Raw genomic sequence first — 14,651 nt, 5'->3', positions numbered from 1 at the left:
TCGATCCTTTCTATCGAGTCCGACCCTCTGTCGGACGGTTACCGTGTGGGGGAGACGGCGAGTTGCGCGAGCCGGCAGCCCTGCTGATGGGCGCGTGCGTAGGCGGCCGCGCATCGCCGGAAGCGCTCGAACGTCGCCAGTGCGCCTTCGAGGTCCGCGTAGACCTTCCAGGGGCCCGCCGCCAGATAGTCGCGCCCGTGGTGCTCGATGAATCCCATGACGTCCTCATAGGGATAGCCGAGGAAGAATCCCAGCTCGTGTGGAAAGCCCGAGCTGCATCCGCGCTTCGTGCAGGGGCAGGCGGAGCTGTCCGTCCGCGTCCTCGTGCGCTTCGGTTCCCGCATGGATTGCAGCTGTTCGCCGAGCATGCGCAGGCTGTTCTCGAGCGAAGCGGTATCATAGCCGAGCCGCGCGAGCGTTTTCGTCGCCCGTGGGTCGCGCAGGTACGCTTCGAGCGCCTGCGGTCGGTATACATAGACCAAGGCTCCACAGGCGCGCCATGCGAGGACGCGGATCGCGATCGTGGCGGGTGCAAGCTGGTCTGCGCATGTATCGACCGCGTCGCGAAGCGCGGCCCTGTTCCGCGCCCCATGCGTCCCTTCGGTGAAGTTGCCCGGAAACGTGAACAGGCTCGCCGGTTTCAGAGCCGCGAGCGTAGGGGAGCAGTGACGCACGAGTGCGCCCTCGAGGGTGGGCGTGTCGATCGTTCGTGTCATACGGCCTCCTGACGCGCATGCGGACTAACAAGTTAACCACAAGTAACTTATAGCGGAAAACGATCAGGGTCAAGAAAAAAGTAACCCACAGCAAACATTTTTTGCATTTCGGAGTATAGTGAGGGAACCGGGCCGCATATCAGGTCCGTATCGAGCGAAAGGGATCGCTATGGAGGACGTTTTCACACCGGGCAACATCATCGTGTTCGTTATCGTGTCCATCGGGCTGGTGGTGGGGGTCCGCCGAGCGCTCGCAGGGCTGATGCGGGGACAGAGCTGCTGCTCGGACGGCGCGACAGCTCGCCGACACCGTGGGCCCGCAGCCGCCGACGTCGATGAGTCGCGCTATCCGTTCGAGGTCGAGCTTTCCATCGCGGGCATGAGCTGCCAGGGATGCGCCGCCACCGTCGCCGATGCGCTCAACAGCGTGCCCGGTACGTGGGCCACGGTCGACCTCGCGACGAAGACCGCGCATATCCACTCCAAGGAACCGATCGATATCTCCGCCTACGAGGCCGCCGTGCGGGACGCCGGGTACCGCGTCCTGCGACCTTAGTACCCGCCGCCCGCGCACCCGTTTCAGCGACCACGACGCCGCGACCGCGACGTCGGCCTCAGGGCCGCCAGAGCTTCCAGATGTCGTCGAAGGGGATCATGTCGTCCCCCAGATACAGCCGACGGCGCTCGGGTTCGATGGCGCGGATGACGCCGGCGCGCGTCTTGTATCCCCCGCGGTCGTAGTAGGTGATGCGCACGAGGTCGCCGCGGCGCATCTGCATGATGGCGCGCGAAAGCTCCTCGCCTTCCTCATCGGTGAGCTCGTGGCGGGGCTCCACGATGCGCTCCTGCTCGCGCACGAGGTCGTAGTAGCCGGTCAACGCCGCGAAGGGCATGAACTGGGCCGCACGGCTCGCGCGCGGTCGCCCGTCGGCGCGCCGCGTGGCCCGATCGCGCGAGGCACCGCCCGGAACCGTCGCGGGCTGTTCGACCGGCGTGAACTCCAAGTTTCCCCAGGGCGACGCCATCCGTCGCGTTTTCGGGTTCTCAGGCATGATGGCCTCCCACCTGCTCGTTGCGTTCGCGTCCCGTGGCGCCCTGTTTGTAGCTCGTGCCCCGCAGCAGGGCGTTTTTGCCGTACTTGCCGCGCACGGCGAGCATGGCGTCGGCAAGATCGCGCTCGCTTTGCTCGGCCTGCACGTCGGTGAACAGGTCGACTGTCGCGAACTCCTCGGGCAGCAGGCCGCCGAACCCTATGTTCACGCGCTTGATGGGCCGCGCGGGGTCGACGATCTCGGTATACAGCGCATCGAAGCGCGCCATGAGCCGCTTGAAGGAGTTGGTGCGCTCGCCCAGCTTGCGCGAGGCCTCGGCGTACCCATAGGCGCGGCGTCCCCGGACGGTGCGCCTGCCGTGCTCGCCGGTGAACACGGTGCTCGGCGAGGCGGCGTCCGGGTCGCGAAGGGCCTGCCGCGCGCGTATGCCGTCGGCGCTGTAGGATGAGGTGCCCTGCGCTCCATGGGGCGCACTGACGGTATCGGGGAGCAACCCATGGTCGCTCGCATGCTCCACGCCGCAGCTGTCGGTGATCCGCGCGCTGCCGCTCGCACCCAGGCGCGCCAGGTCGCGCTGGTCGCTGGCATACCCCACATACAGCGATATGCCGTCGCATACCGCGTGCTTCGCCACCAGGTCGAGCACCGAGGCGTCCACCATCTCGCGCAGCACCGTGCGCGCCTCGTCGTAGCTGTAGTTGCGTGGCAGCACCTGCCCGCTCGTGATGGAGGTCGCCTCGGGCACGTACGCGTGGATCTCGGCGATGGTGCAGGGCTCCACGCCGTGGGCATGGTCGATGAGGTATTCCGCGTTCACGCCGAACTCGCGGTACAAGATCCGCTCGTCGAGCGCCGCCACGCCCATGAGGTCGGCCACGCCGTACTTGGCGAGCCGCGCCGCGATGCCCGGGCCGATACCCCAGATATCGGTGATGGGGCGGTGGCGCCAGATCTGCTGGCGGAACAGCTCCTCATCGAGGTAGCCGATGCCGTCGTCCACGTGCTTGGCCGTGATGTCGAGCGCCACCTTGGCCAGGAACAGATTGGTCCCGATGCCCGCCGTGGCGCGGATACCGCAGCGGGCGAACACGGCATCCATGAGCTCCCGGGCGAACGCACGTGCCGTCGTGTGGTAGAGCGAAAGGTAGGGCGTGGCGTCGATGAAGCATTCGTCGATGGAGTACACGTGGATGTCCTCGGGACTCACGTATTCCAGATAGATGCCGTAGATCTTGGCCGACACCTCCATGTAGTGGCGCATGCGCGGTTTGGCCATGATGTAGTCGATGTTCTCCGGGATGTCGAACACGCGACAGCGATTGCGCACGCCGAGCTTCTTCATGGCGGCGGATACCGCCAGGCAGATGGTCGTGCGTCCACGGTCGGGGTCGGCCACCACGAGGTTGCAGGTCAGCGTGTCGCGCCCGCGATCGGCACATTCCACGGACGCGTAGAACGTCTTGAGGTCGATGCATAGGTAGACTTTGCCGTCGCTGCGCTCGTTCACGGCCCGACCCTCCTTCGATAGCAAACATCTGTTCTGGAACGTTTGTTCGATAATAGAGGGCCGCGTGGACAAAAGTCAAACGCGCAGGCGGACGTACGGGTCGTTTTCGTATCCGCCGGTAGGGAAGGCGAGGGGAGGCCGGCGCCGTTCGGCCGCGCGCGATTCTCCATAGAATCGCGGCATGGTCCGAGCCGCGCTCAGAGTCCCGCCGGCCAGCGGCTCATCGCAAGGTCGACGTGCGTGTCGTCGCGAAAGACCACGCCCTCGTCTTCGAGCAGGGCGCGCTGCGCCTCGGGTCCGCCGAACGCGAAACCCTCGCAGATGCGCCCGTCGGCGAAGACGACGCGATGACAGGGGATCTCGCCGGGACGGGGGTTCGCATGCAGGGCATATCCCACGTATCGGGCACGCCGCGGCTCGCCGACGAGCTTGGCGATCTGGCCGTACGTCGCCACGAAACCCTCGGGGATCTGCTCGACCGTCTCGTAGACGCGCGAGAAGAAGCCGTCTCGTTGTGATGTCTCGCCCATGGGGAATCCTTTCGGTGCGCGGTGCACCTTCCATTATGCCAGCGCACGACCTCGGAAGCCGGTCAGACTCGCGAATAAGTTTCGGTCGGTTAACTTATGGAGAGCCTGTGAATCGCGCGGCAACGCTATACACCCTCTGGATAGTTCACTATAGTTAACTCAACGAAGCAGGAGGTACAGGCGATGAAATAGACCTCCCTTCGTCACATGATTGCATCCCTCCCCTCTGTGCGATCATCGTTGTGTCTCGAAGGCGCCCGTCATCCCGACAGATGGCGGGCGCCTTCACGTGTGTGTGATGCGCGGGCGGGGGGGTGCGGACCGAAGGAACGGGTCGTGCGGCTATCCCAGATGGGCCTGGACGTGCCGCGCGAAGCTCTCCCATGACCAGTCGTCGGCATCCTCGGGAAGCTTGTCGGGCGAAACGGCGCGGAACAGGCAGCTGGGCACCTCATGCTGCCGCAGGTTCTTGGCGATGCACGGCGTGCAGCCCCGATCGTGGTTCACCGGGTGACAGGGACAGGCGTGATCGGTGCAGGTGCAAAACGGTACCTCGGACATGACCGGCTCCTTTCAAGACGTGTGCGGGGAGGTAGGTTCGTCGGTGTCCCGATATCTAGATGATATGCTCCAGCAGCTCGCAAAAGGCTCCCTCATCGGCGGACGCGCCAAGGACGAGGTCGCAAAACGGCAGGATGTCGGCCGAGGCGTTGGCGACTCCGACGCCCAGGCCCGCCGCACGGATCATGGCGAGGTCGTTGGCTGAGTCTCCCACGCCCACGGTCTGCTCCATCCCGATGCCCAGCATGTCGGCGAGATGGGCCAGGCCGGTGCCCTTGTCGACGCCATGGGGGACGAACTCCACGTAGCGGTTGGAGGAGTGGGTGATGTCCACGAGCTGCGGGTCGAGTGTGGGTCTCAGGCGCTCGCCGAGCTCCTTGGCGCGGTCGAACACGGGATCCATGAAGATGATCTTGGGGAACTCCTCGTCGCCGGCGAGCTCGAGCGCGTCCTGGGTGTCGTCGAGCTCGACGATACCGGACAGGTTGGCGACGTAGCGGCGCTCGGTCTCGTTCAGGAACTGCGTGAAGATCGTGCCGCTCTCGGTGTAGACGTGCATGCAGATGCGATGCGCGACGGCGTAGCGATAGAGCCGCTCGATGCTCGCACGGTCCATCACGGTGCGCAGCAGCGGTTCGGGGTCGCCGACGCGGTTGATGAAGCCGCCGTTGTACGAGATGACGTAGCTCCCCTCGAGCAGCGCGGGATCGATGCTCGACAGGCTGTCCATGATGGAGCCGTAGGGGCGCCCGGAGCTCGGCACGAACAGGATGCCGAGCTCGCGCATGCGTACGAGGGCCTCGATATTCGCGGGCGGCACGCGATGTTGCGCCCCCAGAAACGTCTCATCCATGTCAGAAGCGACGAGTCGGTACATCGTTCCTCCTCAGGTGCGTATCGGGGGCGCGTGAAAGACGGGTTTCGTCAGTAGACCATCCCCATGGCCTCGCGGACCTCGGCGAGCGTGGCCTCGGCGATCTCGTTGGCGCGACGGTTGCCCTCGTGGAGCACGTCCTTCACGTAGTCGAGGTTGTTCTCGAACTCGTGACGGCGCTCGCGGATGGGCGCGAAGTAGGTGTTCACGGCCTCGGTCACGTACTTCTTGAGCTGGCCGGAGCCGCCCATGCCGATCTCCTCGGCGATCTCGATCTCGGAGCGACCGGTGCAGATCGCGGCGGTGGACAGCAGGCCGGACACGCCGGGGCGGTTCTCGGGATCGAAGGTGATCATGCGCTCGGAGTCGGTCTGGCTCTTCTTGATGCGCTTGGCGGTCTCCTCGGCCGTCATCGAGATCGAGATGGCGTTGCCGTAGGACTTGCTCATCTTGCGGCCGTCGAGGCCGGGCAGAAGCGGCGTCTCGGACAGCAGGGCGTCGACCTCGGGGAAGACCTTGCCGTAGCGGTTGTTGAACTTACGGGCGATCAGGCGGGTGAGCTCGATGTGCGGCAGCTGGTCGCGGCCGACGGGCACCACGTTGCCCTTGCAGAACAGGATGTCGCAGGCCTGGTGCACCGGGTAGGTGAGCAGAAGCCCGGTGAGCTCATGGCCGGAGGCCTCCATCTCGGCCTTGACCGTGGGGTTGCGCTGCAGCTCGGCCTCGGAGACGAGCGACAGGAACGGCAGCATGAGCTGGTTGCATGCCGGCACGGCGGAATGCGCGTAGATCATGGTCTTGTCGGGGTCGATGCCGCAGGCGAGGTAGTCCATGACCATGTTGTACACGTTGTCGGCGATGTGCTCGGTGGTGTCGCGGTCGGTGATGACCTGGTAGTCGGCGATGAGGACGTTGGTCTTGACGCCCATGTCCTGCAGCTCGACGCGGCCCTTGAGCGTGCCGAAGTAATGCCCCAGGTGCAGGCGGCCGGTGGGGCGGTCGCCGGTCAGCATGGTGTACTTGCCGGGGTTCTCCGTGAGGTCGGCGCGGATCTTGTCGCTGCGCTCGAGGGCGGTTTCGTAGCTGCGTTCGTTGGGCATAGTCGATCTCCTTTTGACGGATGGGTCGGATGGGGGAGTGAGAGGCGTGTTACCGGTGCTTCTTGCGGTCGGGTGCGCGATGGCCGTGCGACGCGTGCTTGCCGCCGCGCGTGGGATGCAGGACCTTCTCGGCCATCTCGCGGTACTGCTCGCGCTGTTCGCGCCTGAGTTCGCGCTGGGCGCGCTCCTCCTCGGCAAAGGCGGGGTCGTCGGGGGTGACGAGCTCGTCTTGGTGCGTCTTGGGGTTGTAGTGGTGGCGCAGCACCGGCTCGAACAGGTGCAGGCGCACGGCGAAGGCGATCGAGCAGAGCGTGAGCACGATGAAGATCGCCACGCGGAACGGCACGGCGACCTGGTTGATCAGAGCAGCGCCGACGGACAGCAGGATGCACCACGCGTAGATGAACAGCACCGCCTGGCGCTGGTCGTAGCCCTCCTGGATGAGACGGTGCTGGATGTGGCCCTTGTCCGCCTGTCCGATGCTCACGCGTCCGCGCATGCGGCGCACGATGGCGGCGAACGTGTCCAGGATGGGGACGCCCGCCACGATGAGCGGGATGATGAGCGAGGTGAGAGCTGCCGTACGCGAGACGTTCAGCAGCGAGATCGACCCGAGGGCGAAGCCCAGCAGCAGCGATCCCGAGTCGCCGAGGAAGATGCTGGCGGGATGGAAGTTGTAGCGCAGAAACGCCAGACAGCAGCCCACGAGCGCGATGGCGAGCGCCGCGGCGTCGACGCGGCCCGCGAGCACGGCGAACGAGAACATCGAGAGGCCGGCGATGGCCGAGATGCCCGATGCCAGGCCGTCCAGGCCGTCGACGAGGTTGATGATGTTGCTGTAGGCGACCAGGTACACGATGGTGATCGGGTAGCCGATCCACCCGAGCTGGATGTCCGCGCCGCCCATGGGGTTGACGATAGAGTGGATCACGGTGCCGCCCGCGACGGCGACCGCGGCGGCCAGGACCTGCCCGGCGAGCTTGACGCGCGGCTTGAGCGAGACCACGTCGTCGATGGCGCCGGTCAGAAAGATGAGCAGGAAGGACACGGCGAGCATGGGGTAGTTGACGGTCATGCTCGGGTGCGAGATCAAGACGGGCGGCCATCCCAGGTGCCACGTGCCGAGCAGCTGCACGATAAAGGCCACGACCAATCCCACGAAGACCGCGACACCGCCCATGCGGGGGATGGGCGTCTTGTTGATGCGGCGTTTGGCAGGATAATCGACGGCGTCCAAGCGGATGGCGAGGCGCTTGGCGAGCGGCACGCACGCGAAGGTGGTGATGAACGCGGCGGCCGCCACGCATATGTAGGGCACGACGAAATCCATGTGCAACCGTTCCACCAAAGGTACGAGACGTCCATCAGATCGATGCCGCGCGGTGGTTCCGGGCAGGTTCGACCGTACATCCGTACATCCGACCGCGACGACCCAACCCATGATACACAAGGTTGTGCGACACGTCGGCAGAACATGCCGGCAACACCGTCACACCAGATATTCCGCGGGAGCGCGACCGCGCGCGGTGTTCGACATGTCCCAAAAGGGGGCAGGAGAAAAATGGGACATGGGGGAGGTCTGCGGCGTGTCGGTCCGTTTGCCGCCGGTCCCCGTATTCCTGCGGGCGGGACGTGTCCGTTTCGTCTATCATGTCGACTATGAATGAGCCGCTCGCACGGCATACGGCTAAGGAGCGTGGACTATGGCTGAGCGCAACAGGAACCCCCGCAAGATGGCGCGTGCGGACGCCGCCAAGAAGCACACCGAGCAGATGGCCGCCCGCTATGGGCGCGAGATCGACCGCTCGTTCGAGGGGACGGTGCGCTACGACCGTCAGCCGGCTGCTCCCGAGGAGGGCTGCGTGCCGAAGGTCAGCATCATGGCGACCGATGCCGTCTCCGCCATCTTGGAAAACGGCCGCGGTCGCGCTGAGTTCTGCGATCTGGCCGTACTCGACTTCGCTTCGTTCGTGAACCCCGGCGGCGGCTACATCCGCGGCACGATGGCGCAGGAGGAGGCCCTGTGCACCGAGTCCTACCTGTATAACGTGCTCGAGCGCTTCGGCGACTGGTACACCGAGAACCGCCGCCGCAACCTCAACTGCGAGCTGTACCGCAACCGCGCGCTGGTCGTGCCCGCCGTGCGCTTCGGCCGCGACCGCATCCATGCCTACGCCGACGTCATCGTGGCCGCCGCGCCCAACGCCCGCCGCGCCCGCGCCGACTACAAGGTCTCCGACGAGATGCTGACGCAGACGATGCGTGACCGCATCGCGTTCGCGCTCGCCCTCATCGATGCCCAGGGTAAGAAGAAGGCCGTGCTGGGCGCGTACGGCTGCGGCGTGTTCGGCTGGGATGCGAGCATGGTCGCCGAGATGTTCCGCGAGGAGCTCGCCTCTGGTACGCATGCGCTCGAGGAGGTCATCTTCGCCATTCCGCGGACGCGCTACGACGACAACCTGGCGCGCTTCGAGCATGCGTTCGCCGCGTTCCCCGACAAGAACGAGCAGTCGTTCGCCGAGGCGCAGGCCGCGCGCGCTGCGGCTGCCGCGCAGGTCGTCCAGGACGACGATGAGGATGAGGACGATTGGCGGAAGTACCTGTAATGGGTCGTGCCCCCCGAGGCTTTGCCGGCGTGCCCGACACGCTCGGCTTCCATATGGATATCGACGAGCTGCGCGGCCGCATGGGCGAGGGTGACGCCTTGGTGTCCAACACCGTGCTGTGCGATCACGAGCTGTGCTACGAGGAGGCGAACGAGGCGACCTTCGAGACGGCGCTGTTCCGCGGCTGCCTGTTCGAGGGCGTGGACTTCTCGGGCTGCACGTTTCGCGACGTGCGCTTTTCCGGATGTCGCTTTATCCGCTGCTCCATGGACCGCGCATGGCTGAACCGCGTCGATGTCGTCGACTGTTCGGGGCCGGGACTCAGCTTGGCGCAGGCACGCATCGCGAGCACGCTGTTCTCATCGTGCGATTTGAGCTACGCGAACCTGTCCGAGAGCTCGATCGACCGACTGCGCGCGGTCGGCACGCGTTTTTGCGAGGCGGCGATGCAGCGCGCCAAGCTCAAGCATGTCGAGCTCGACGGGTGCGACTTGACGCGGCTCGATGTGTTCGGTACCCCGCTTTTCGGCATCGATGTATCGAGCTGCACGTTTGCGGCGCCCGTGCTTTCGGCCGACTACCGCGAGCTTCGCGGCTGCACGGTCAGCCCCGAGCAGGCGCTAGCCCTGGCCGAGCTATTGGGTGTCCGCATCGCCGAGGATTGACGGCGTTTGAGCTGTCGACGGGACGCGGGGGATGCGCATGCGTGCTTTGCCGCCGTTTTTGAGCCGGTGTTTCCGACGTTCCCGTTTACGGTTCGGTTTTGGAGGGCTCTTCCGAGTAGACGTCAAAGCACCGAGCTCTCCACCTGCAGGTCTTCTGCACTCCTGGGCCTTTCTACTCGGGGTATCCGCTCAAAACCGAACCGTAAACGCGATGGTTGAAACGAACATGTCCCCAACCAACCGTAAACGAGATGGGTTGAAACGAGCACGTCCCCAACCAACCCATGGAAATATGCATATGACCTTGCATTCTTTAGCGTGGAAAAGCGCCATTACCATTCGCCACGATAGGTTGTAGCAGCACAAATGCTACGCATAAATAATCGGGTGTCGCATTATTCTCGCGACCCAACATGCATAATCGCGGTACTATTATGCGCGTTGTATTGGAAAACCAACGGAGGTTCGTATGGCATCCAACCAAACCGGCTCGGACATCGAGCTCGAGCCGAACGAGGGGAAACAGGCCGAACAGAAGGTCATGATCTCCTCGTACACCATCCTCATCGTCATCACGCTGCTCGTGGGCGTGGCGACGATCCTGCTGGCGCAGGTCGTTCCCGACATCACGGCGGCATCGCTGTCCGACATCCTCGTGTCGCCCATCTCGGGCTTCCTCGACGGTATCGAGGTTTCGCTGTTCCTGCTGCTGCTCGGCGGCTGCCTGGGCATCGTGAACAAGCTCGGCGCCCTCGACGCCGGTATCGCCGCGCTCGTCCGTGCGCTTCACGGTCACGAGACGGTGCTCATCGCCGCCATCATGGCGGTCTTCGCCGTCATGGGCTCCACCTACGGCTTCTGCGAGGAGACCATCCCGTTTTACGCCCTGCTGTCGGCCACGCTGTTCGCGGCGGGCTTCGACACGATGGTCGCGAGCGCCGCGGTGCTGCTCGGCGCCGGCGTGGGCTGCCTCGGCTCCACGGTCAACCCCTTCGCGGTGGGCGTCGCCATCGACTCGCTGTCCAGCGTGGGCATCGAGGCCAACCAGGCCATCGTGATCGGTCTCGGCCTCATCCTCACCGTGGTGAGCTATGCGATCGCCCTGTTCTTCATCCTGCGCTACGCCAACCGCGTGCGTCGTGACAAGGGTTCGACCATCCTGTCGCTGCAAGAGCAGAAGGCCGCCGAGGAGGCGTACGGCAAGGACGCCGACGCCGCCACGACCCAGACGCTCGAGTTCACCCCCAAGCGCAAGATCGCGCTCGCGCTGTTCGGCCTGTCGTTCGTGGTCATGATCTGCGGCTTCATCCCCTGGGAGGACTTCGGCGTGACCATCTTCACCGCCGGTGGCGTCTACGACGAGGCTGCCGAGGCCTGGTCGGTCATGCCGTGGAGCGGCCTGCTCACCGGCAACCCCATCGGTGAGTGGTACTTCAACGACGCGTCCGTGTGGTTCTTCATCATGGCGATCATCATCGGCATCCTGGGCGGCCTGCATGAGAACGAGATCGTCGACGGCTTCCTCGACGGCGCCGGCGACATGATCGGCGTCGCCCTCATGGTCGGCCTGTCGCGCGCCATCTCGATCCTCATGGGCGAGACCGGTTTGGACATCGTGATCCTCGACAACGCGTCGGCGGCCCTCGCCGGCACGAGCGCGCTCGTCTTCGGTCCGCTGTGCTATCTCGTGTACCTGGGCCTGTCCGTGGTCATCACGTCCACCTCGGCCCTGGCGACCATCTCTATGCCCATCCTCGGGCCCCTGGCCGCCAACCTGGGCTTCCCGCCCGAGGTCATCATCGCGATCTTCTGCGCTGCCAACGGCCTGGCGAACCTGTTCAGCCCCACGGCGGTGTTCCTGCCCGGCCTGCTGCTCGCACGCGTGCAGTATCCCACCTGGCTCAAGTGGGCGCTCGTGCCCATCATCGTGATCGCGGTGGCGAGCGTCGTCATCACGACCGGTGCGTTGATGGTGCTGTAACGTTCACGCTGCCATCCGGCGACGTTCTGGCCCGCCGTGTCCCCTATTCGTGGGGCACGGCGGGCTTTTGCGTTGCGGCGGGGTTCGGTGCAGGTGGTACCGAGGTGGGGTAGGCCAGCTGCCAGCCGTGATTCCGTGCAGGCGGGTGGGGCTCTGTGCTGGTCCGTGGGCTTCGCGCTGGCGGGCAGGGCACCGTACTGACAACAGAAACTCAGCGCTGACGGGTGGAGCTTTGCACCGATGGCGGGAACTCAGAACTGACACTCGAGACCCTGTATTGACGGTAGAAACTCACTACTGACACAAACCCTCTTATTGAGCCCGGTTGTGTCAGTAGTGAGTCTTGCTTGTCAGTACGGAGTTCTGCCTGTCAATGCTGAGTTCCCACTGTCAGTGCGGGGCCCCAATTGCCGGGGTCGAGCCCCGCGCGCCAACCCAGCAGGCCACGCGCCTATCGTTTCTGTACGGCGCGTGGCCCAAGAGTTTTCAGAAGCGGCTCGTGCGATGACGTTCCCGTCAACCGCGATGCTGCCACATGTGGTCGACCGGACCGGAGCCGTGGCCCAGGTCCAGGCCGGCGGCAAGGGCGCCCGTGAGGTAGGCCTTGGCCTGCTCGACCGCCTGTGGGACGTCGAGTCCGCGGGCAAGACCGCAGGCGATGGCCGACGAGAGCGTGCAGCCCGTCCCATGCGTGTTGTCAGTGTCGATGCGCTCGTGGCGAAACCAGGTGAGCCGGGGTTCCGCATCGCCGTCGGCGGCGGGCTCGGCGAGCACATCGTTGGCGTCCGCCACGCCGTGGCCGCCCTTGACGAGCGCGGCGCAGCCAAAGCGGCGCGCGAGCTCGGTCGCCGCGGCGGCCTGCGCTTCCTCGCTATCGATCGTGCGTCCCGTGAGCGCCTCGGCTTCGGGTATGTTAGGCGTGATGACGCGGGCGAGGGGAAGCAGCTTGCCGGTGAGTGCCTCGCTCGCACTGTCGCTGATCAGGCGTGCGCCCGACGTCGCGACCATGACCGGGTCGACCACGATGTTCGCGGCCTTCCACTTTTCCAGCCGCTCGGCGATCGCCTCGATGATGGCCGACGACGACACCATGCCGATCTTCACCGCCGCAGGGGGAATGTCCTCGAACACGGCGTCGATCTGCTCGGCGACGAAGGCCGGCGTGGCCTCGAGCACGTCACGCACGCCCAGGGTGTTCTGCGCGGTGAGCGCGGTGATGGCCGTCTCGGCAAACAGCCCGTTGGCGGCGATGGTCTTGATGTCGGCTTGGATGCCGGCGCCACCGCTCGAGTCGGACCCGGCGATCGAGAGCACGGCAGGCGCGGTAAAGCGACAAGATGGTGCCAGGTTCAAACTTGTCAGCTTGTCCGCCAGCTCGCGCGTGGCGGCCGTGATGTCGTCGGCGGCAAAGATCGCCGACACCACCGCTGCACCCGCAACGCCGGTGCCGTCGAGCACGTCGAGCGTGTCGGCATGCAGACCGCCGATACCCACCACGGGGATATCCACGGCAGCGCAGATCGCAGCGAGTTCGTCACGCGTGACGTCGACCGCGTCCGGCTTGGTGGGGGTGGGGATGAGCGCGCCAACGCCCAGGTAGTCCGCGCCTGCGGCCTCGGCGGCGCGCGCCTGCTCCACGGTCTGCGCCGACACGCCGATGATGGCGTTGGGCCCCAGCACGCGTCGCGCCTCGGCGCAGGCGGTGTCGGACTGGCCCACGTGCACGCCGTCGGCACCGGAGCGCCGTGCCGCCTCGACGTCATCGTCGATCAAAAACGGCACGTGCGCCGCGCGGCAGATCGGCAGGATGGTCGCCGCTTCGGCGACGAGCTCGTCGGTCGTCATGTGCTTCTCGCGCAGCTGCACGAAGGTGGCGCCGCCGTCGATCGCCTGCTGCACGCATGCGGCGAGCGTGCGGCCATGCAGCCATGCGGAATCCGTCACGGCGTACAGGAACATGCCGGCACGGATGTCCGCGGGCGTCCAGGGCCCGCGGGCAACGGCGGCCATTACAGCTCCTCCACGCGTGCGCCGGCGACGAGCGTCGCGGCGTCCATGTTGCAGATGGCGTCGAGCAGGTAGGTGCGCAGGCTGCCGTTGCCGTCGGCGGGCGTCATGCGCGCCGCGGCGATCTCACCGGCAAGGCCGTGGCCGGCGATGGCGGCGACGGTGGCATCGAAGACGTCGTCGGGGTTGGCGACGGCGTAGGCGGCGACCACACAGGAGAGCATGCAGCCAGTGCCGGTGATCTTGCCCATGGTGGCCACGCCGTTGCGGATGGCGACCGCACGGTCGGCCGAGGCCACGATGTCGATAGCGCCGGTGATGGCCACGACGGCGCCGAGCTTCGCAGCGAGCTCGCGCGCGAACGCGGCGCTCGCGGCGAGGTTGTCCTCGGTGACGGCATCATCGGGGTTCACATCCACGCCGCGGGTCGACGAGGCGGCGCCCGCGATGGCCTTGACCTCGCTCATGTTGCCGCGCACGACGGTGATGGGCAGGGTGTCGATGAGCTCGGAGGCGGTGGCGGTGCGCAGCGCGCTCGCGCCGGCGCCCACCGGGTCGAGCACAATCGTGTGGCCGAGCTCGGCGGCGCGCTTGCCGGCCACACGCATGCCCTCGATGGAGCGCTGGTTGAGTGTGCCGATGTTGAGCACGAGGCCGCCGCAGATGGACGTGATGTCCTCCACGTCGGCGGGCTCGTCGCTCATGATGGGGGAGCCGCCGCACGCGAGTAGCGCGTTGGCGCAGTCGTTGACCGTCACATAGTTGGTGATGCAATGCACCAGCGGCACGCCGGCACGAACGTTATCCAAAGCAGTTCCAAGCATGTTCATATCCATTTTTAAAATCCTTTCAATTGCGGACCGTGCGCCCGCAATCGTTTCAACAACGGGCCAAACGCCCGCAACAACGTAACCGATCCAACAAACGTATAAGCTTCAACCACTCCATACCGCCCAGCACGTCGTCGACAAGCTGTGCGCACGCCGACCGACCTCGCGCGGCACGAAGGGGTGGTTGTGGCAGACCCGGCGCTTACGGGTCCGCCCGCAGTT

General features: G+C 65.7%; 14 protein-coding genes. 4 read left to right on the top strand and 10 right to left on the bottom strand.

Annotated features, from left to right (window positions below; all coding sequences use genetic code 11):
- Positions 1–38 precede the first annotated feature (38 nt).
- On the bottom strand, positions 39–716 hold the full coding sequence (locus I6E04_RS02390; RefSeq protein WP_235421572.1) for a DUF3793 family protein: 678 nt from the start codon (positions 714–716) through the stop codon (positions 39–41).
- Between the two features lie 169 nt (positions 717–885).
- On the opposite strand from I6E04_RS02390, the gene I6E04_RS02385 reads away from it, so the two are divergent.
- Positions 886–1,272, top strand: a complete 387-nt coding sequence (locus I6E04_RS02385) for a heavy-metal-associated domain-containing protein (RefSeq protein WP_235421571.1) — start codon at positions 886–888, stop codon at positions 1,270–1,272.
- Positions 1,273–1,330: 58 nt separating this feature from the next.
- Here the strand turns inward: I6E04_RS02385 and I6E04_RS02380 are convergent, their stop codons facing one another.
- From I6E04_RS02380 to I6E04_RS02350, 7 genes are all read right to left on the bottom strand, one after another.
- Positions 1,331–1,768 carry a YolD-like family protein gene (locus tag I6E04_RS02380; protein ID WP_235421570.1) on the bottom strand — a complete coding sequence of 146 codons (438 nt, stop codon included), beginning with the start codon at positions 1,766–1,768 and terminating at the stop codon, positions 1,331–1,333.
- On the bottom strand, positions 1,761–3,275 hold the full coding sequence (locus I6E04_RS02375; RefSeq protein WP_235421569.1) for a Y-family DNA polymerase: 1,515 nt from the start codon (positions 3,273–3,275) through the stop codon (positions 1,761–1,763). Before I6E04_RS02375 ends, I6E04_RS02380 begins: the two co-directional genes overlap by 8 nt.
- A 197-nt stretch (positions 3,276–3,472) precedes the next feature.
- Positions 3,473–3,805 (bottom strand): MGMT family protein, encoded by a 333-nt coding sequence (locus I6E04_RS02370; RefSeq protein WP_235421568.1) that lies wholly within the window; start codon positions 3,803–3,805, stop codon positions 3,473–3,475.
- Between the two features lie 342 nt (positions 3,806–4,147).
- The gene (locus tag I6E04_RS02365) at positions 4,148–4,366 is read right to left on the bottom strand and encodes a DUF6485 family protein (protein ID WP_235421567.1); all 219 of its coding nucleotides are present in this window, start codon (positions 4,364–4,366) and stop codon (positions 4,148–4,150) included.
- A 55-nt stretch (positions 4,367–4,421) separates the two neighbouring features.
- Entirely contained in the window at positions 4,422–5,243 is an 822-nt protein-coding gene (locus I6E04_RS02360) for an HAD-IIB family hydrolase (protein ID WP_235421566.1), read from the bottom strand.
- 47 nt (positions 5,244–5,290) lie between these two features.
- Complete coding sequence (gene trpS, locus I6E04_RS02355) at positions 5,291–6,340, bottom strand: tryptophan--tRNA ligase (protein WP_235421565.1); 1,050 nt, start codon at positions 6,338–6,340, stop codon at positions 5,291–5,293.
- 49 nt (positions 6,341–6,389) lie between these two features.
- Complete coding sequence (locus I6E04_RS02350; protein WP_235421564.1) at positions 6,390–7,670, bottom strand: glycosyltransferase family 4 protein; 1,281 nt, start codon at positions 7,668–7,670, stop codon at positions 6,390–6,392.
- Positions 7,671–8,043: 373 nt separating this feature from the next.
- On the opposite strand from I6E04_RS02350, the gene I6E04_RS02345 reads away from it, so the two are divergent.
- From I6E04_RS02345 to I6E04_RS02335, 3 genes are all read left to right on the top strand, one after another.
- Positions 8,044–8,946 (top strand): TIGR02452 family protein, encoded by a 903-nt coding sequence (locus tag I6E04_RS02345; RefSeq protein WP_235421563.1) that lies wholly within the window; start codon positions 8,044–8,046, stop codon positions 8,944–8,946.
- A complete protein-coding gene (locus I6E04_RS02340; protein ID WP_235421562.1) occupies positions 8,946–9,611 on the top strand; it encodes a pentapeptide repeat-containing protein in 666 nt (221 codons plus the stop codon). Before I6E04_RS02345 ends, I6E04_RS02340 begins: the two co-directional genes overlap by 1 nt.
- A gap of 469 nt (positions 9,612–10,080) precedes the next feature.
- A complete protein-coding gene (locus tag I6E04_RS02335; protein WP_235421561.1) occupies positions 10,081–11,592 on the top strand; it encodes a YfcC family protein in 1,512 nt (503 codons plus the stop codon).
- A 516-nt stretch (positions 11,593–12,108) separates the two neighbouring features.
- Here the strand turns inward: I6E04_RS02335 and thiD are convergent.
- A complete protein-coding gene (gene thiD / locus I6E04_RS02330; protein ID WP_235421560.1) occupies positions 12,109–13,602 on the bottom strand; it encodes a bifunctional hydroxymethylpyrimidine kinase/phosphomethylpyrimidine kinase in 1,494 nt (497 codons plus the stop codon).
- Positions 13,602–14,423, bottom strand: a complete 822-nt coding sequence (gene thiM, locus I6E04_RS02325) for a hydroxyethylthiazole kinase (protein WP_268830294.1) — start codon at positions 14,421–14,423, stop codon at positions 13,602–13,604. The genes thiD and thiM overlap by 1 nt, the downstream gene beginning before the upstream one ends.
- Between the last annotated feature and the right edge of the window lie 228 nt (positions 14,424–14,651).

Origin of the sequence: Collinsella tanakaei (assembly GCF_021531055.1) — a bacterium.
Classification (GTDB): Bacteria; Actinomycetota; Coriobacteriia; order Coriobacteriales; family Coriobacteriaceae; genus Collinsella; species Collinsella tanakaei_B.
Note: the sequence above shows the minus strand (reverse complement) of the source record. Positions and strands in the feature narration are given on the sequence as shown.